The organism is Corynebacterium sp. HMSC056E09, assembly GCF_001813425.1.
Taxonomy (GTDB): Bacteria; Actinomycetota; Actinomycetes; order Mycobacteriales; family Mycobacteriaceae; genus Corynebacterium; species Corynebacterium hesseae.
The window spans coordinates 14,057-31,906 of the sequence record NZ_KV812493.1 but is presented as its reverse complement, the minus strand read 5'-3'; the positions used below and the strand labels follow the sequence as shown (position 1 = coordinate 31,906).

The following is a 17,850-nucleotide window of genomic DNA, read 5'->3' as shown; positions in this document are numbered from 1 at the left end:
AGCATGTCTGCCTATTCCGCCACTCCTGCCGATTGGCTCCAGGGTGCTCGCCCGCACACCTGGGCCAATGCCTTTGCTCCCGTTATCGCTGGTACCGGTGCCGCTGCCGCGGCCCACGGCCTGCACTGGGGCCGGGCGTTGCTGGCGCTCATCGTGGCCTGGGCGCTTATCATCGGCGTGAATTACGCCAACGATTACTCCGATGGCATCCGCGGCACCGATGATGACCGCACCGGCCCCCAGCGGCTTACCGGGGGCGGACTGGCCAAGCCGCAGCACGTCAAGTTCGCTGCTTTCGCTTGCTTCGGCGTGGCGGCTATCGCGGGCATTTCGCTCTCCCTGGCTGCCAACGCGGCTTGGTTCATCCTCGTCGGCGCTGTGTGTATCGCCGGCGCCTGGTTTTACACCGGTGGCAAGAATCCCTACGGCTACCGCGGGTTCGGAGAAATCGCCGTTTTCGTGTTCTTCGGGCTCGTCGCGGTCCTAGGTACCGAGTACACACAGGCCGGCCGCATCACGTGGACAGGCCTTGCCTTAGCCGTGGGTATCGGCGGTATGAGTGCGGCGGTAAACCTGGCCAATAACATCCGGGACATCCCCTCCGATGAGGCCACCGGCAAGATCACCCTGGCTGTGCGCCTGGGTGATAAGAAGTCCCGCACGCTATTCATGACCCTGTTGCTGCTCCCGGTGTTGCTCACCGTGGGCTTGGCCTTCGATTCCTGGGCAGCGCTGGCCTCCCTGCTCTACTTCCCCCTCGCACTGGGCGCTATCCGCACCGTCAACCGCGGTGCGCGCGGACCCAAACTCATCCCGGTGCTCGGTATGACTGGCCGCGCGATGCTGGTATGGGCGGTTGTCAACGCAGTAGCGCTGGCTCTGGTTTAGCCTCTGATTTAGCGGCCAGCCAGCTCCTCCTGGACCCACTTCTTGTGGGCCTTGCGCTGCGCGGAGTACTCCGCCAGGGATTGGGTTGCTTCCACGCGCCACGTGGAAAAGAGCAGCATGGACAGTGGCAGCGCCACGAACAACGCCAGCAGCGCGGAAACCAGCAGCGGAAAGGTCTGGAGCACCGCCATCGCCAGTAGCTGAATCACTACAGTCAACACGATAAACAGCACCACACGGGCCGCGCCATACTTCCACAAAGCGACGCGGGAGCGGCGCTTGAGCGCGGGGTCCGGCTGGGGCGGGTCGGGGTTCTGGGAGGCGTTGGTGGTGTTTTCTGTCTGGCTCATAATTCTCACTTTTGCTTCGCGGGCATTCCGTAGAATACAACGCATGGGTCGATTGATACTACTACTCTTGTTTGTCCTCGCGGCAGTCCTCGTCTGGAAGGCTTTTGGTCCGTCGAGTTGGAATAAGAAGGTGCAGCAGGCGCAGCAGCCGCAGCGCCCGGCAATCAAGGGCCCCGATGATGACGAGGAATTCCTGTGGAACCTAGAGAAGCAGCGCTTCAAGGAGCGCCGCGCCAAGGAGCGGGAGGCCCAGCGCAAAGAGGAAGAACGCCGGCGGCGCTCACAGGGGCAGCAGGAGCCCAAGGCCCCCGAGGACAAGGACATTGAAGGCAAAGACTCTAAGGGGAAAGAAGCCTAGTCCTTCGGTATAAAAGTCATCTCGAGGCCGAGGGCCTCGGCCACCGCAACGACCTTTTCCCAGCGCACGCCGGAGCCACCGTGCTCAATGGTATGCAGCGTGGAGCGCGAAATCCCGGCCTTCCCAGCCAGGTCCTGTTGCAGGATGCCCAGCTCGCGACGGCGCTGCGCAAAGCCCTCACCCAGGGCGATGAGCTGAGGGTTATCGCCCGCCGGTTTGCCGGGCTTGTGCCGTGGCTTATGAATATCCGCCATTTAGTTCAGCCCCGCGTAGGAGTGCAGGCCGGAGACAACCATGTTGATGAAGAACAGGTTGAACACCATGAGCAGCATCGCCGCGATGTTGATATATGGCGCGGCCTTGCGGAAGGCCGGCGTCGCACGGGCGTGCAGGTAGGCAGCGTAGAGAATCCAGGTGGCGAAGGACACGGTCTCCTTCGGATCCCAACCCCAGTAGCGGCCCCACGCGGACTCGGCCCAAATAGCACCCAGCACAATGCCCAGGCCCAAGGTCGGCAGCGCCACCACGCCCAGGCGGTAGGCCAGGCGGTCCAGCTTCTTAGCTGAAGGAAGCGGGCGGGCAAGCGCGCCGAAGAAACCGGATTCAACGCCTTTAGGCTGGAACTCACGCAGCACGCTGAGCAAAGAAGCGATACCGGAGACCACGCCGATGGATGCGCCCAGCGAAACCACGGTGACGTGGATGGGCAGCCAGTGTGACTGGAGCGCCGGAACCACCGGAGCGGATTCCGCATAGAGCTTGGTGGAGCCGTAGAACATCAGCGCCAGGATTGGCGTGAGCAGCCACGGCCACAGGGTGCGCCACTCCTTGCGCTGCATGGCGACGGTCGCCACCACCATGGCGCCGGCGGTCACCATGAGCATGTACTCGTAGAGATTGCCAAACGGGAAACGGCCGGTAGCCAAACCACGCAGCACGATGGCCGCCAGGTGCAGGGCGATGCCCAGCCACAGCAGCATCTGCGTCATGCCGCCGAGCTTGTCGGCGTTCTCCTGCTTCTTCACCAAATCATCGTCTGCGGTGCTGGCCGTTGGGGGAACGTCGCCAAGCACGGCGCCATCTGCCGAAGCGCCCACGGTGGCGAGCTCACGCTGCTGCGGTGCAGCTGCGGTACGGGCGCGCATGGCCTCAATGATGCTCTGCATCCGGCCGTAGTACACCAGGGACAGCACCAAGGCGAGCGCATATACGACGAACGCGGTTTGCACCGCGATGTCTGAGAAGTTGGACAGATTCTGATCAACCTGCATGAGTGGGAAACCTTGCCTTCACAATCGTGCCTACCCCGTGCTCCACGCACGAGGCTGCATGAACGGAGAGATTTATGGTGCCCATAAGGCTACCCCTCAACCGCTGCAGTATCCAACTTTTGAAGGATACGGTCCGCGCCTTTAGTCGGCGGAGTAGAGTTCGTCCTCCTCCACGTCATCGGGATCCGGCAACTCCAAAAGCTCGCGGTGCAGCTTGTGGAACTCCTCGGACCAGCCCGCGCGGTCGGTGCGGGCAAGCCCGCCCATCTCGATATCGGTGCCGCCGTTGGCACCCGGGCGGATGCGTACCCAGACGCGGCGGCGCTTGATCACCAGCGAGCCGACCAGGGATACCAGCATGACCAGCGCGGACACCAGAACCCAGCTTTGGAAGGGATCATAGGAAACCTGGTAGTTCGCAAACTCGGAGGCACCGTCGAAGGTGACCTTGGTGCCGTCGTCCAGCGTGACCGATTCACCCTGGGTCAGGTTGACGCGGTCGATCTTTTGCAGCTGGCCCGAGTGGACCAGGCTGGAATCGAGGGAGAAGAAGGACTGCGGCTTGCCCGTGTCCAGGCCGGCATCGCCGCGGTAGATATCGATAGCCACCGCCGGATCCAGCATCGCCGGGTAGGAAGATTGCAGCAGCTTACCGTTCTCACCGGACCACTCGGCGGTCGGCGCAAACAGGCCCTGGATAGCGATCTGGTTCTGGCGGCGCTCAAACAGGTCCGGGTACATGCCCGACGGCGGATCGAAACGCATCACGCCCGAGGAGAGGAAGAACGTGGTGTCATTGGGCTGGAACTGGATGGTCTGCGTGCGCTTTTCGCCGTTGGGCCACTCCACCGTCATCGTCGGCGCAAAACCATGGCCCTGCAGGTAGACGCGGTTGTTATCAATGCGCAGCGGGTGGTTGACCTGCAGCTTGTAATCCTCCCAGGTCTCCGGGTCCGTGAAGATATCATCGCCGGCGGCATAGGACACATCGGAGGTGAACATCTCCGCCTGGCCATTAGGCAGGTAGTCCGCGGTGAAGTCGTGGGCCTTAAAACAGAAGGGGTGGAGACCCGTGCCGTCGAAAAGCGGGCCTGCGCGGAAGGAGTCATAGACGGAGGTTGAGGTATTACAGAACTCCGTGGACTGCGGCTGCTCTTGGGTCTGACCCTGGGAGTTCTTCTCCGTCACCACGATGACCTGGCCCTCATAATGCACCAAGCGCCCGGCTGCCATGGTGAGCAGGATAGCCACGAGAGCAATGTGGAAGATGAGGTTGCACAGCTCGCGGGCATAGCCGCGCTCCGCCGAGAAGGACTGGGCACCCGCGCGGTCCTTCTCCGGGGAAACCTCGCTCACGCGCCACTTCTTCAGCATGGTTGTGGTGGCCGCGGCGATCTCCTCCGGGGATTTCTCCGAGTGCCCGGTGGCATTCAGCGGCATCTTTTCCAGGTACTTCGGCGCACGCGTCGGCGGTGTGCGGTAGGCCTTGTAGTGATCCCAGGAGCGCGGGATGATGCAGCCCACCAGAGAAATCATGAGCAGGACGTAGATGGCCTGGAACCAGACGGAGGAGAAGACGTCGAAAAGCTGCAGCTTGTCGTAGATCTCCGCCACCTTGCCGTTGGTCTCAATGAAGTCATTGACGTTGGATTCATTGAGCGAGCGCTGCGGCAGAAGCGAACCCGGAATGGCGGCGATGGCCAGCAGGAAGAGCAGCGCCAGCGCGGTGCGCATGCTGGTCAGCCAGTGCCAGGCCTTGCGGATATATCTCACGAAAAATCTCCTTTACAGCAGCGTCGCGCCATAGGACACGGTCCACTGGCGGATGGCGTTGATGAAATCTCCCCACAGCCCGGTCAGCAGCGCCACGCCGACGAGGATCATGGCGATGCCGCCAACGATCTGGATAGCGCGGGAGTGTTTGCGCATCCAGGTCACGGTGCGCATGGCCTTAGCGGAGCCCAGTGCCACGAGCAGGAAGGGCAGGCCCAGGCCCAGGCAGTAGCCAATGATGAGGATGGTGCCGCGCAGCGCGGTGGTTCCCTCGGTGCCGACGGAGACGGACATGATGGCAGCCAGCGTGGGGCCCAGGCACGGGGTCCAGCCCAGGGCGAAAACCCCGCCGAGCAGGGGCGCGCCCAGCCACGTGGTCCAGCGCCGCGGTGCCATGCGGGTGTCCTTCTGCAGCACCGGCACCACGCCCATGAACACCACACCCATGAGGATGGTGATGATGCCGCCGACGCGCATAAGGGTATCCGCGTTGAGCCGCAGCGCCGAGATGGCGCCGAAGACCGAAACCGTGGCCAGCACGAAGATGACGGTAAAGCCCAGCACGAAGAGTGCTGCGGCGCCGACGACGGCCCACTGCCGACGCTTGCCCACGCCGACCCCGAGCTCCTCGTCGTGGGTGACCTCACCGCCGACCACGGAGGCCAGGTAGGAGATGTAGCCGGGCACCAGCGGCACCACGCAGGGTGAGGCGAAAGATACCAGCCCGGCGGCGGCTGCGGCGAGGATTCCTAGCAGCAGCGGGCCGGCCGCGGCGGCGTCGGCAAAGCTCTGCCCGATTCCGTCAGCGGCTAGGATCACTGTTCTTTCTCCAGCTCGTCCACGACGTCGAGGACGTCCTGCTCCGTGATCTCCGTGAGGAAGACCGCGGCCGGGCGGTGCTGCTTGTCCAACACGATGGTGGTGGGCACCACGGAGGTGGGCACGCCGCCGAGCGCTGCGGCCGTCTTAAACGGCGGGTCGTAGATGGACGGGTACTCCAGGCCGTTATCGGTGAGGAAGTCCCGGGAAATCTCCGGGTTGAAGTCCTTGACGTTAATACCCAGTACGGTGCCTACCTTGCGCTTTTGCAGCTCCGCGTGGATGGCCTGGAGGTCATCCGATTCGGAGCGGCACGGCGCGCACCACTGACCCCAGGAGTTGAGGACGACGATCTGGTCTTTGAAATCCGAAAGCTTGATCGTCGTGGACTCATCCCGCAGGTCCTCACCGGAGAAATCCTTGAGCGGCTTGCGGTCTTCCTCCGCATAGCGGATGGTGGTCTGCCCGCCGGGCGAGATGAACTCGAAGGTGCCGCCGGAAGCCACGGCGTTCTGCGCGTTTTCCTCGCTTTGCGAGCAGCCAGCCAAGGCAAACACAGCAAGGACACCGGCCGCGGCGGCGCGGATAGTTCTGCGTCCCATTAGATGTCCTGCGCCGGTTCGGAGTAGAAGATATCGATGATCTCGCGGTCACGGTAGACCAGCGAAGTCACCGAAGCCAGCGCGCACATGCGGTCCCACGGCGCGTGGGCCAGGCGCTTGCCCAACACGGTGCGCTGCACCATGACGATGGGCAGCTGATGGGAAACCACGATGGCCTCGTGTCCCTCGGCCTTGGCGCGGGCGCGCTCGGCGGCGTCCATCATGCGCGCGGCGATCTCCTCGAAAGGCTCGCCCCACGAGGGCTCAAGCGGATTGACCATGAGCGGCCAGCGCTGCGGATTCCACAGCTGCGAATTCCAGCCCTTGGTGCGCAAGCCCTCGAAGCGGTTGCCGGACTCGATGACGCCCTTGTCGACGTCCACCTCCAAGCCCGTCACCTGCGCAATCGGCAGCGCGGTTTCCTGCGCGCGCTGCAGCGGCGAGGCCGCCAGGTAGGTCACGTCATGGCCTTCGAAGGCTTTCGCTGTGCGTGCGGCCATGGAATGCCCACGGGAGGACAAGTGATAGCCCGGGATGCGTCCGTAAAGGATCTTATCCGGGTTATAAACCTCGCCGTGGCGGACGAAGTGGACGATGGTGGTGGACATATACCTGTGTCTATCCCCTCAAATGGTTGGTTTACTGCGGGCGCTGCGCGCTGGCGGCGGCCTGGGCGGCAGGCTTGAGAGCTGCCTCGATTACCTCAAAATCATTGTCCGTGAGCGCATCAGACACAAACCAGGTCTCGAAGGCTGACGGCGGAACGTACACGCCGCCCTCCAGCAGTGCGTGGAAGAAGGGTGCGAAGCGCCAGGTATCGGCCGCCTGCATATCGGCGAAGTTGCGGCCCTGGCCCTCGGCGAAGCGGATGGAGAACATCGTCTCCGCGCGCTGGATGTGGTGTGCCACTCCGGCGGCATCAAGTGCCGCCGTTATCAGGCTGGTCAGGCAGTCCGCGTTGGCCTGCAGGCGCGGGTACAACTCTTCGTTGGCCAGCTCCAGAGAGGCCAGACCGGAGGCCATCGCCACCGGGTTACCGGACAGCGTGCCCGCCTGGTAGACAGGGCCGGCGGGGGCGAGGGAAGCCATGACGTCGGCGCGGCCGCCGAAGGCAGCTGCCGGCAGGCCACCGGAGACCACCTTGCCGAAGGTCACCAGGTCACCCGCTACCCCATCGACGCCGAACCAGCCCTTGTAGGAGGTGCGGAAACCGGTCATGACCTCGTCGAGGATGAGCAGGGCGCCGTCGGCATGCGCGATCTCCTTGAGTGCCGCGTTGAAGCCCTCCTCCGGGGCCACGGTGCCCATGTTGCCCGCCGCGGCTTCGGCGATGATGCAGGCGATCTCTCCCGGGTGCGCGGCGAAGGCCTCGCGGACGGCGTCGAGATCGTTGTACGGGACGACGATGGTGTCCGCGGCCGAGGCACCCGTGACGCCCGGGGAATCCGGCAGCGCGAAGGTGGCCACGCCGGAGCCAGCCGACGCCAACAGCGCATCCACGTGGCCGTGGTAGCAGCCCTCAAACTTCAGGACCTTGGCGCGGCCGGTGAAACCGCGGGCCAGCCGCACGGCGGACATGGTGGCCTCGGTACCGGAATTGACCAGGCGCACCTGCTCCACCGCGGTGCGCTTGACGATGTGCTCCGCCAGCAACGTCTCGCCCTCGGTGGGCGCGCCGAAGGAGAGGCCATCGGCAGCCGCCTTCTGGACTGCCTCCACGATGGCCGGGTGGGCGTTGCCGTGGATCATCGGGCCATAGGAACTAACCAGGTCGACGTACTCGTTGCCGTCGATGTCCCAGAGGCGCGAGCCCTCGCCACGGGCGATGACGCGGGCTTGGCCACCCACGGATCCGAAGGCGCGGACCGGGGAATTCACGCCACCCGGGGTGACCTTCGTGGCGCGCTCGAACCACTCGGCGGACTGGGACGTATTCTGCTGATTTCGCTGGCTGGAGTTAGGCATAGCCCACATTGTATCGGTTTTAGCCCTATACAAAAGTTTGAGTCCCCTTGTGTCCTTCCGTCCTCCCTCCACTGCCTCCTAAGCGGCAGCAATCGCTCGCGCTGCGCGCCCGCTACTGTGGCGCTATGCTGGCAGCACACTGTTGATTCTGCCTTTCCTTATTTAAGCGCTGGGGTGCGCTGTGGAGAGGCACTACTTAAGGGGGATTCCCATGGCATCGCGCCGTTTTCTTGTCATTCTTGCCTGCCTTCCACTGTCTGCCTGCGCTGCCACCCAGGCGGAACCCGCTCCGCGCACCGAACCCAGCCCTACCACCTCGGCCCAACCGACGTCCTGGGAGCCGAATGCCCTGCCCCAGCCGGTCAACCGCTTCGGCGACACCACCTCCATTGCTCCCGCCCCAGCTGAACCAGAACCGGTAACCGAGGCACCAGCGCCCATACCCACGACCATCGAGACCCCAGCACCACAGGTAGAAACCGTCACCGTCCGCGCGCCAGCGCCCGCACCTGCACCAGCACCCCGTCCGGCCCCACCGCAGCGGCCCAGGCCCAAGCTGGAACTGCCCGAGCCCCCGCGGGTGCCCACGTCCATCCCCATCCCGCCAGAAGTCCAAGCCGGCCTCGACCACATACCGACGCTTCCCCCGCTGCCGCGCGCGGAGGATATACGCATCGATGTGCCCTTCTAAAAGGCCGATGCCAAGTACGTTTCGATCAAATAGTGGCAGAAAACCGCCCATTTTCGGACCCTTAGTTGATCGAAACGTCACCAGTCCTCATGGCCCCACACCAACTAAGGGTAGACCCTGATCTACCTCCTATATTCCCCCGCTGTACATGACAGGAAGCATAGCCGAGAGTTAAGCTGAACCCGATTTTCAATGACGGCGTTTACCTGACAGTAAGGGACTCATGAACAAGAAAGCTCTCGGCATCACCGCCGGCGCTATCGCTGCGGTTCTCCTCGCAGGCGGTGGTGGAATGTACGCACTGACCAGCGGCTCCTCCGACATTCAGCTCACCGCTACCGATGTCACGACAACCGCCAAGGAAGACCTCATCAGTTCCGTCTCCGCCACCGGCACCGTCTCCGCCGAGCGCGAGATTTCTCTGACGACCTCGCTGACCGGCCCCATCCAGTCCCTGGACGCGAAGGTGGGTGACCGCGTCGAGGCCCAGCAGCTCCTCGGCCGCATGGACACCACGGAAACCGAGCGCGAGCTCGAAGCCCAGCGCACCTCTCAAGAGGCAGGCAAGCTCGAGGCCGTCCACCAGATCGAGGACGCCCAGCTTCAGCTGCGCCAGCTTCAAGATTCCCTCGACCAAGGCCTCAACCCCGAGGTCAATAGCGCCCAGTCCGCCGTGAATTCGGCGCAGACCGAGTACGCCGAGGCGCAGCGCAAGCTCGATGATGCCCTCGCCACCAAGGGCGACCGCCCCGAGGTTGCCGAAGCCCGCGCGGCCGTCGAGCAGGCGCGCTCCGGGGTGCGCGATGCCGAGTCCAAGTCCTTCCAGTCCGCGCTGGCCTCCATCGGCACCGCCACCGAGGACCCTTCCGGCATCAACACCGCCAGCGCTTTCTTGAGCTACCTCGATTCCGATGAAGCCGTGCAAGACTCCGAGCGCCAATTGAAGGAATCCGAGGAATCCTATGGCCGCCTCCTCCGCGGCATCGACCGCGAGCTCGGCGAACAGCAGCGCGCCACCGCCGCTTCCTACCAGGCCGTCTCCGATGCCGAGCGTGCACTGCAGGCCAGCAACCTGGCCATCGAACACCAAATCGCCTCCCAGTCCCAAGCAGTAAACCATGCGGTGGAGACGGCGGCGTCGGCAAGCGCCAGCAACGCCAAGGAGAATGGGCCTCTGGAGTACACGCTCTCCCAGGCCGACCTGCGCTCCCCTCTGGCTGGCGTTGTCACCTCCGTCAGTGGTGAAGCCGGCATGCCCGCCGAAGGCCCCATCCTCACGGTGGCGGATGATTCCTCGCTGTTGGTGAAGTCCACGGTCAAGGAGGGTGACATCGCCCGCATCAAGGTCGGCGACGAAGTCACGTTCACCTCGCCGTCGAGCCCCGGCAAAGAGTACAAAGGCAAGGTCACCTTCATCTCCCCCACGGCCGAACAACCTGAGGTAGAAGCCGGTGCAGGTGGCGGCTCCGGCAAACCATCTGGTTCCACCAAGCCTGAGTTCCCCGTGCACATCCGCGTCGATGGCAACCGCGAGGGCCTGCGCCTTGGTTCCACCACGAAGGTGAAGATCATTACGGAGAAGGACAAGAACGCCATCACCGTGCCGCTCTCCGCCATCTATGAAGAAGGCGGCAAGAAGAACGTCCTCGTCGTCGACAACGGAACGATCCAGGCGCGCGAGGTGAAGATCGCAAGTGAATCTGATTTCTCCGCCGCCATCGCCTCCGGCCTCAAGGAGGGCGAGACCGTCATCAGCCAGGCGGATACGCACAAGGACATGGTCGGCATGTCCGCCTCCGTCGATGGATCCGATGCTGCGGAAGAGAACGCATGAGCCGCCTCATTGAGATGCGGGGAATCGTCAAACGCTTCAACGAGGGCCTCGACAGCGAGCTGACCGTCATCCCCGGCCTCGACTTCAGCGTGGAGGAGGGCGAGTTCGTGGCCGTCGTGGGCCAGTCCGGCTCCGGCAAGTCCACGCTCATGAACATCATCGGCTTGCTCGACCGCCCCACCTCCGGCGAGTACCAGCTGGCTGGGGTGGATGCGCTGGCGCTTGGCGACGACAAACTGGCCTCCTTCCGCGGCCAAAAAATCGGTTTCATCTTCCAGAATTTCAACCTGATCGGCCGCATGTCCGCGCTGAAGAACGTGGAGATGCCCATGGTCTATGCGGGCGTTTCGGCTCACGAGCGCACCCAGCGCGCGCAAGAGCTTTTGGAGATGGTCGGTATGTCCGACCGCATGAACCACCTGCCCAATGAGCTCTCCGGTGGTCAGAAGCAGCGCGTGGCGGTGGCCCGCGCCTTGGCCAACCAGCCGGAGATTCTCCTAGCGGACGAGCCCACCGGCGCGCTGGATTCGCAGACCGGCCGCATGGTCATGGACCTCTTCCACGAACTGCACCGCACGCATGGAAAGACCATTTTGTTCATTACCCACAACCCGGAATTGGCTGATGAATGCAGCCGCACCGTCACGATGAAGGACGGGGTGTTGTCATGAATTTTGCTGAATCCACCAAGATGGCGCTGACCAGCCTGCGCACCAACAAGATGCGCTCGGCGTTGACTCTGTTGGGCGTCATCATCGGCATCGCCGCGGTCATCGCCATCGTCACGCTCGGCCACTCCTTGCAGTCTTCCGTGCAAAAGGATTTGGATAAGGTGGGTGCTAATAACTTCACCGTTCAGGTCAAGGAGCGCCCTGAGGAGGGCGAAGAGGAAGAAGCCGATGATCCCTTCATGGGCGGCGGCTTCGTCGAAGACGAGTCCTCCATGCTCACCCCGGACATGTTGGACCGCGCCAAGGAGGTCTTGGGAGATCAGATCGCCGGCATCAATATCGGCGAGTACAGCTCTTATTCCGGCGCCCTCGTGGTCGAGGGCGAATCCGGGGAGGAGACTGCCAACCTCCTGGTCCGCCCGACCAACCCGGACTATGTCTCCGGCTCCTCCTATTCCATCGTGGCCGGACGCTTCCTCAGCGAGGATGATATCGATTCCAGCCGGGCAGTGACCATGCTGGATAAGGAAACCGCCACCAAGCTTTTCGGCGCTCCTGAAGACGCCATTGGCCAATACGTGAGCTTTGAAAGCCAGGAGGCCTCTCCCCTTGAGCTCGCCGTTGTCGGCGTTTTTGAGGAACCGCAAACCGGGCCTTTGGTGGGCGGTGGCCCCAGCCAAACCGCCTTCGTTCCCTACCCGCTCGAGGCCGAGTTCTCCGATTCCCCGGGTGCTGGCACCGCCTTCAGCGAGGTCACCGTTCGCGGCAACCCGGACTTGGATAAGGCCGCGGTAGCCAGCAACCTGCAGCGCGTCTTCGATAGCTACTACAAAGACAACCCCGACTACATGGTCAAGGTATCTGACTTCAGCGATGACCTCGCGTCCTTGAACCAGATCTTCACCACGATGAGCCTGGTACTCGCGGCCATCGGCGGCATCTCGCTGCTCGTCGGTGGCATCGGCGTGATGAACATTATGCTCATCACCGTCACGGAGCGCACCCGTGAGATTGGCATCCGCAAAGCGCTTGGCGCACGCCGCCGTGATATCCGCATCCAGTTCATCACGGAGGCCATCGTGGTCTGCCTCATCGGCGGTCTCATCGGCATCGCCATCGGCACCGCAGCCGGCATGGCGGGTGCGGCCGCCATCGGCTCACTCGTAGCGCCGCCGCTGTGGGCGGTCATCCTCTCGCTGCTCTTCTCGCTGGCTATTGGCCTCTTCTTCGGCTACTACCCTGCCGGAAAGGCCGCGAAGCTGGACCCGATTGAGGCGCTGCGCTACGAATGATCCCACTCATCCTCCCGACTTATCAGGTATTCTAAAGCCCAAAAGTTCGGGGGACTCCATCTTGGATAAGCGGTGCGTTTTGAGTTCTTCGCACCCCAATCCCCTCTTGCCGGTACTTCCACTATCAAGAGGCATTCATGAAACTCATACAGCAAGAACTAGGCCATTCTTGTTAGCTCCAAAGACCAAAACCTAGAGCGACAAATAGCGGCATTGAAAAAGAAAAAGTCTTTCGCTGCTTCACCGACACTGCTAGTGGCTCCTCCACGCACCGCCCCGGCCTCGATGGGGCACTCAACTACCTGCGCCCTGGTGACCAACTCATAGTCACCAGCATGGACAGACTGGCACGCTCCCTTATCGACCTCCACCGCCTAGTCGATGACCTCACCGCACGTGAGGTGTCCGTGAAGTTTCTCAAAGAGGGTCAAACCTACTCCTTGACCTCCACACCCATCGCCAAACTCATGCTTGGTCTGCTTGGTTCTGTCGCCGAGTTCGAGCGTTCCATTATCCGCGAGCGCCAGGCGGAAGGCATTGCGCGAGCAAAAGAACGCGGCGTATACAAAGGCCGGGCGAAAGCCCTTACTGATGAACAGCTTGCCCAGGCGCAGGAATGGGTCGGGGCAGGCGTTCCTAAAGCGGAAGTGGCCCGCAGGTTCGGCATCGGTAGAACCACGGTGTATACCTACTTCAAACAGGAGAGATAAGTATGCATCAGAGGACTATGGGCTTGGATCGAACGTCAGGACTCTCATTCGTCTTCATGCTCATTTGCTTGGGCTTTTTCCCGGGTGTGAGGTCTATCTGTAATTGATGTGATGAGGCTTAAGATGCATCCAGCCAGTATGAAACCGCTGACCTGCATCTGAGTTGCCGAATCGCCCCCGCCGCCAGCAGTGACCAAAAAATGGTGTAAGCGATAGCGGCAAGGCACTGGAAGAGGAGTCGGCCATACGCTCGTAACCGGTATCTTTTTGACGATATTGTCTCAACGCCCCAATTTAGCGCTGTGAGAATAAAGTAGAAGACAACTCCAGCTAGCAGTCCGGGCACCATATACAACAATATTTTTCCTTTCAATATCCGGAATTTGGAACTATTTTCAACCTAGCAACCCTATTCTTTCGCCAAGTCAACTTAAGGGGAGAGCAGGCCCTGGCCAATGTTGTTCGGTGTTGCGGTGGCCGACTTTTAGTGTGTTATGACTGGCAAATTCTCTATCGGGCTAGCTAAGGCCAAATAAAAGATGGCCCCAGCATCGCTGGGGCCAGAGCCTATTTGCCTTGCGGCTTGATATCCAGAAGCCTACTACGCAAGTACATAGGCATCCACTCACCGATATATTGATTCTTCTTCGTCGTTTCAAACGACGACGCCTCCTAATGCACCACCTTCAGGCCCACGATCCCACCAATGATCATGGCGAGGAACAGAACCTTCCATACGGTTGCCGCCTCATGTCCGGCGGCGAAGGAATAGATGACGGTGACCACCGCGCCCACGCCGGCCCACACCGCGTAGGCGGTGCCCACGGGGATGGACTTCATGGCCCAGCCCAACCCGCCCATCGAAATGGCACAGGCAACAAGAAATACTACCGAAGGCCATAGGCGGCTAAAGCCCTCCGACTTATCCAGAGCCGCCGCCCACACGGCCTCGAAAGCACCAGAGAAAATCAACACGAACCACGACATGGCCAGCCCTTTCTGGCCGTCTTGTCGCGTCACCGGGTACGGCTCCCTCGTCCGGGGCTCGCATGAATCGCGGCGAGCCTGCCCACAATAATGGCACACTGGGCGGCATGAAGATTGCATTCCTAGGTACTGGCCGCATGGGCACCGAGCTCGCCCGACACCTCCTCAAGAACCATGAGCTCACCGTTTGGAACCGCACCGCCGAGCGCGCGCAGCCGCTGGTCGAGTCCGGCGCTACCCTCGCCGATTCCCCCACCGCCGCCGTAGAAGGCGCAGAGGTCATCATTACCTCGCTCTTTGGCCCCGATGACATCCGTGAGCAAGTCATTGACGCCAACCTCATCCCGGACGGCGTGACCTGGATCGATACCACGACCGTCTCCCCCGACGCCGCCCGCGAATTCGCCGCCGCGGTTGACTCTTATGTCCACGCGCCCGTCGTCGGCTCGCTGGGCCCAGCGCGCGAGGGCAAGCTCGGCATTTACGTGGGCACGCCTGACGACGACCGCCGCGAGCTCGCCATGACCATCGCCGAGCCGTGGGCCGATGAGAACAAGCTCATCGGCGTGGAGTCCGCCGCCACCGCGGCGATTGGCAAGCTCCTGGCCAACCTAGCACTTGCCGTTACCGCGGAGGGCGTGCTGGAAGCACTCCACCTCGGCGAGTCCGAGGGCCTCGATTCCGAGGTCATCCTCGAGATGCTCGACATCACCGGCCTGGCCTTCATGAAGAACATGAAGGGCCCGTTCATCACCGGCGAGCGCAACACCACTCCGGGTGACTTCACCGTGGATGCCCTGTGCAAGGACGCCAAGCTCATGGAGATGACCGCCAACAAGCCGCTGCCTGCAGTGGCCGCCGCCATCGAGCGCTTTGAGGAACAGCAGGCCATGGGCCACGGCGACCAGGACTTCTCCTCCATCTTCGTCTTCCGCAACAAGGGCTAGCCTCGAGAGCTAGGCACTGCGCTTTCCGACGAGCCCGCGCAGCACCTCCTCCAGCTGCGCGTTATCCCCCGTGTCCTGGCTGTGAAAGCGCGCGGCAATAAACTCCGCGCGTACGCGGCTATCACTCGCTAGCCGCTCCACATTAAGTTGGTATCCTGCCGCCGTAACCAGCGCATCAAAGAACACCGTCTGCGTACGGGTATTGCCTTCCCTAAAACTATGCACCACATTGAGCTCGCCCCACAGCTCCGCCAGCTTGGTCACAAACTCATCAATCTCTAGGCCACGCAGAAAATCATCCTTCGCCAGCCCCGCAAACAGCTTCTCTGCTGCCTTCGTCATTTCCGGCCCCGCCGGATAGTAGGCATGCCCAGCCTTAATCATGAACTGGTCTGTAGGGGCAGTCCGCTCTTCACCCGCCCAGTCATACACATCCTGAAAAAGATGTCGATGTATAGCCTTGAAGTGCGCGTAGTCAAAAGCACCTTCCACAGGTGCCGACTCCAACTCGGTTATCCGAAGAAATACAAGCTTTTCTTCCAAGATCCGTAGTTCTTCTGCGTCATCTAACCCCAAGCGATTCTTCAGAACCTTGGTCCCTGGAATGAAATAGCTCTCCCAGCCCCCGCTCATGTTTCTCCCCCGCGCTCTATTTCAGCGAAGCTCGCCGAACACGAGCGATAGCTTCGTCGGCAGATAATGTCCCTGCAGCCACCTCGCGGCCCAGCTGGCGCACGTACTCATCAGTCACATCGTGGCCTGCTAGACGCAACGCAGCATCACTCAACGCTAACGGATCACGGCCGCTACTACTGCTGCTTTCAATTTGAACAGGCTCCGACATTGCTATCCTCCCGAGTTTTCAACTACATTTTCTCTCATTTTAGCAGCTCATGACACCAATCCCAAGGGTGTTTCCCACCTCGAAAAGAACGTTCGGGGCGTGCATTTTGCTAAACTTCATAAATAAGTTTTAACTATTGTCTAGCCGCCCAATGTAAGGAGCACGCCGCCCAGCAATGCTTTCCATCGACGCCGATTATGGGCATTCCACGCCCCTTGGACATCTTGAGAAGGACTTCGCCCCAGGCCGCATCTATGGCCTCGCTGGGCCCAACGGTTCAGGTAAATCCACGTTGCTAGCCACGCTCGGCGGTGAGCTTGCGCCTCTCGAAGGCTCAGTGGAGTGCGACGGCCATCCCGTCGGCACGAAGGAGCAACCGGGTGCTGTACTTACGGTGGCTGAGCCGGTTTTCCTCCCCGACCTCACCGTGGGCGAGCACCTGGACTTGATAGGAAAGGCGACAGGGGTGGACGTCGCCAAGCTCTGCGAGCTCTGGGCGCTTGAGCCTCTCCTTCCACACCCTGCCTCGCGCCTGTCCTCGGGCCAGCGCCAGCGCGTGTTCCTGGCCGCACAGCTGTACCAGCCGGCGCGCGCAGTGCTTATCGACGAGCCCGAGCGCCACCTCGACGCCACCTGGACCGAGTTCCTCGCAAGCGAATTGCGCTACCTAGCCGAGGAGGAGAATCGCTGCATCGTCGTGGCCTCGCATTCCGACACGATCACCCAGGCCTGCGACGAGGTGGTGCAGCTGTGATGCGCGCGCTATCACGGCTGGGTGATGGCATCTGGTACCTCATCCTCGCCGGCATTTTCATCGGCTTCGGTTATACAGTCTGGCAAGAAGTCGGCGCAGTCCTGCCTATCATCCCAACGCGCATCACTCTGACGGGCGTCGCTCCTATTGCCGGCATCGTGGGAGTGCTCGCGCTTATGGTGCTCACCGAGGCTCTCTATCCCCTGCGCGCGCTGTCGCGGGAACGCTGGGTGTACGTTGATCGCCCACGCGGCAAACTCCGCGGTACCGACTGGATCACATGGACGCAGCTGATCGGGTTCGGGGTCTTAGGTCTCGGCATCTGCGTGTCCACCGGGCTATCCCCGTGGTTCGCGCTGACAGTCCCGGCCCTGCGTTTCGTCGTGGGGTGGCGCTCGTTCACGCTGGCTTCGCTTCTCAGCGCTGGGCATACGCGCCTGGTCGGTGGATCCGGCCTTGGTCTGCTTGATTCGGAGGTCACCTCTGATGCCATTGCGAGCCAGTCGGCCTGGATTCCTCGTCGCGCCCATGCGCCCTCCACGTTGACGGGGCTCTTCTTCCGTCGTCTGGGACGACGGTGGTACATCGGCGTCGGTGCGCTCGCGGCCCTCGGTTTGTCATTGGGGTTCGCCCCACAGCTCGGGGCGCTGGCTATCGTCGGATTCATGTCCGCGTGGAGCATCGTCGGCGCGGCGGTTGGGCGCGCCGCCTCCTTCGGACGCGTCAGCGACGATGCATGGCCCGACTGGGGCCTTCCCCTTATCGCTTCTGTGGGCACGGCACTCCTTGGTGCTGGTGTCCTCCTCTTGGTGTGGAAGCTCTCCGCCATCGCAGTGGTGCTCATCATCGCCGGTCTTAGCTGGGCGTCGTTTAAGCGTTCCCGCCCGGCACAGGTAGACAGCATGTCCATGCTGGACAGCGGCGGCTTCGGTGTCTCCTTCTCCCCCGAGGTGCTGCACTACATTGCCCGCGGCGCCCTCGGTCTTGGTGTGGCGGCCCTTGCGCTGGGGTATTAGCCGGGCTAGTCTTTCGGGCATGAAGATTTTTTCCTAATTCGACGTCACACTTTTTACGCGACTTACTCGAAGGTGGAT

General features: G+C 62.1%; 19 protein-coding genes, 1 pseudogene and 1 riboswitch. Of the genes and pseudogenes, 10 read left to right on the top strand and 10 right to left on the bottom strand.

The window, feature by feature from the left end; all coding sequences use genetic code 11:
- Positions 1–3: 3 nt before the first annotated feature.
- On the top strand, positions 4–888 hold the full coding sequence (locus HMPREF2912_RS06215) for a 1,4-dihydroxy-2-naphthoate polyprenyltransferase (protein ID WP_070534067.1): 885 nt from the start codon (positions 4–6) through the stop codon (positions 886–888).
- A gap of 8 nt (positions 889–896) precedes the next feature.
- On the opposite strand, the gene HMPREF2912_RS06210 is transcribed toward HMPREF2912_RS06215, so the two are convergent.
- Complete coding sequence (locus HMPREF2912_RS06210; RefSeq protein WP_070533925.1) at positions 897–1,238, bottom strand: DUF4229 domain-containing protein; 342 nt, start codon at positions 1,236–1,238, stop codon at positions 897–899.
- Between the two features lie 43 nt (positions 1,239–1,281).
- Here HMPREF2912_RS06210 and HMPREF2912_RS06205 point away from each other — a divergent pair, with 43 nt between their 5' ends.
- On the top strand, positions 1,282–1,596 hold the full coding sequence (locus HMPREF2912_RS06205; protein WP_070521026.1) for a hypothetical protein: 315 nt from the start codon (positions 1,282–1,284) through the stop codon (positions 1,594–1,596).
- On the opposite strand, the gene HMPREF2912_RS06200 is transcribed toward HMPREF2912_RS06205, so the two are convergent.
- From HMPREF2912_RS06200 to hemL, 7 genes are all read right to left on the bottom strand, one after another.
- Positions 1,593–1,850 (bottom strand): helix-turn-helix domain-containing protein, encoded by a 258-nt coding sequence (locus tag HMPREF2912_RS06200; RefSeq protein WP_070683579.1) that lies wholly within the window; start codon positions 1,848–1,850, stop codon positions 1,593–1,595. The genes HMPREF2912_RS06205 and HMPREF2912_RS06200 overlap by 4 nt on opposite strands.
- A complete protein-coding gene (gene ccsB / locus HMPREF2912_RS06195; RefSeq protein WP_070683577.1) occupies positions 1,851–2,867 on the bottom strand; it encodes a c-type cytochrome biogenesis protein CcsB in 1,017 nt (338 codons plus the stop codon).
- A gap of 141 nt (positions 2,868–3,008) precedes the next feature.
- Positions 3,009–4,640, bottom strand: a complete 1,632-nt coding sequence (locus tag HMPREF2912_RS06190) for a cytochrome c biogenesis protein ResB (RefSeq protein ID WP_070683575.1) — start codon at positions 4,638–4,640, stop codon at positions 3,009–3,011.
- A gap of 12 nt (positions 4,641–4,652) precedes the next feature.
- The gene (locus HMPREF2912_RS06185) at positions 4,653–5,459 is read right to left on the bottom strand and encodes a cytochrome c biogenesis CcdA family protein (protein WP_070683574.1); all 807 of its coding nucleotides are present in this window, start codon (positions 5,457–5,459) and stop codon (positions 4,653–4,655) included.
- On the bottom strand, positions 5,456–6,061 hold the full coding sequence (locus HMPREF2912_RS06180) for a TlpA disulfide reductase family protein (protein WP_070521042.1): 606 nt from the start codon (positions 6,059–6,061) through the stop codon (positions 5,456–5,458). The genes HMPREF2912_RS06185 and HMPREF2912_RS06180 overlap by 4 nt, the downstream gene beginning before the upstream one ends.
- Positions 6,061–6,669: a histidine phosphatase family protein gene (locus HMPREF2912_RS06175; protein WP_070596770.1), complete on the bottom strand. Its 609-nt coding sequence runs from the start codon at positions 6,667–6,669 to the stop codon at positions 6,061–6,063. Before HMPREF2912_RS06175 ends, HMPREF2912_RS06180 begins: the two co-directional genes overlap by 1 nt.
- Before the next feature lie 31 nt (positions 6,670–6,700).
- Positions 6,701–8,035 (bottom strand): glutamate-1-semialdehyde 2,1-aminomutase, encoded by a 1,335-nt coding sequence (hemL, locus tag HMPREF2912_RS06170; RefSeq protein ID WP_070521048.1) that lies wholly within the window; start codon positions 8,033–8,035, stop codon positions 6,701–6,703.
- A gap of 202 nt (positions 8,036–8,237) precedes the next feature.
- Here hemL and HMPREF2912_RS06165 point away from each other — a divergent pair, with 202 nt between their 5' ends.
- The 5 genes and pseudogenes from HMPREF2912_RS06165 (at position 8,238) to HMPREF2912_RS06145 (ending at position 13,224) form a co-directional block, all read left to right on the top strand.
- Positions 8,238–8,717 (top strand): hypothetical protein, encoded by a 480-nt coding sequence (locus HMPREF2912_RS06165; protein WP_070683572.1) that lies wholly within the window; start codon positions 8,238–8,240, stop codon positions 8,715–8,717.
- 223 nt (positions 8,718–8,940) lie between these two features.
- Positions 8,941–10,551 (top strand): permuted SH3 domain-containing protein, encoded by a 1,611-nt coding sequence (locus HMPREF2912_RS06160; RefSeq protein ID WP_070683570.1) that lies wholly within the window; start codon positions 8,941–8,943, stop codon positions 10,549–10,551.
- Entirely contained in the window at positions 10,548–11,222 is a 675-nt protein-coding gene (locus HMPREF2912_RS06155) for an ABC transporter ATP-binding protein (protein ID WP_070521058.1), read from the top strand. Before HMPREF2912_RS06160 ends, HMPREF2912_RS06155 begins: the two co-directional genes overlap by 4 nt.
- Complete coding sequence (locus HMPREF2912_RS06150) at positions 11,219–12,514, top strand: ABC transporter permease (RefSeq protein ID WP_070521059.1); 1,296 nt, start codon at positions 11,219–11,221, stop codon at positions 12,512–12,514. The genes HMPREF2912_RS06155 and HMPREF2912_RS06150 overlap by 4 nt, the downstream gene beginning before the upstream one ends.
- A gap of 165 nt (positions 12,515–12,679) precedes the next feature.
- Positions 12,680–13,224: pseudogene (locus HMPREF2912_RS06145) on the top strand (recombinase family protein).
- A 672-nt stretch (positions 13,225–13,896) separates the two neighbouring features.
- On the opposite strand, the gene HMPREF2912_RS06140 reads toward HMPREF2912_RS06145, so the two are convergent.
- Positions 13,897–14,211, bottom strand: coding sequence for a DMT family transporter (locus tag HMPREF2912_RS06140; protein ID WP_070561609.1), 315 nt, complete (start codon positions 14,209–14,211; stop codon positions 13,897–13,899).
- Positions 14,212–14,222: 11 nt separating this feature from the next.
- A riboswitch (guanidine-III (ykkC-III) riboswitch) is annotated at positions 14,223–14,293 on the bottom strand.
- A 25-nt stretch (positions 14,294–14,318) separates the two neighbouring features.
- On the opposite strand from HMPREF2912_RS06140, the gene HMPREF2912_RS06135 reads away from it, so the two are divergent.
- A complete protein-coding gene (locus tag HMPREF2912_RS06135; RefSeq protein ID WP_070561628.1) occupies positions 14,319–15,158 on the top strand; it encodes an NAD(P)-dependent oxidoreductase in 840 nt (279 codons plus the stop codon).
- Positions 15,159–15,167: 9 nt separating this feature from the next.
- Here HMPREF2912_RS06135 and HMPREF2912_RS06130 read toward each other — a convergent pair whose 3' ends face one another.
- Complete coding sequence (locus HMPREF2912_RS06130) at positions 15,168–15,791, bottom strand: Fic/DOC family protein (RefSeq protein ID WP_070533937.1); 624 nt, start codon at positions 15,789–15,791, stop codon at positions 15,168–15,170.
- Positions 15,792–16,177: 386 nt separating this feature from the next.
- Between HMPREF2912_RS06130 and HMPREF2912_RS06125 the strand changes: the two genes are divergently transcribed.
- A complete protein-coding gene (locus HMPREF2912_RS06125) occupies positions 16,178–16,756 on the top strand; it encodes an ABC transporter ATP-binding protein (RefSeq protein WP_070683568.1) in 579 nt (192 codons plus the stop codon).
- Positions 16,756–17,772: an ABC transporter permease gene (locus HMPREF2912_RS06120; RefSeq protein WP_070596778.1), complete on the top strand. Its 1,017-nt coding sequence runs from the start codon at positions 16,756–16,758 to the stop codon at positions 17,770–17,772. Before HMPREF2912_RS06125 ends, HMPREF2912_RS06120 begins: the two co-directional genes overlap by 1 nt.
- Positions 17,773–17,850: the final 78 nt, after the last annotated feature.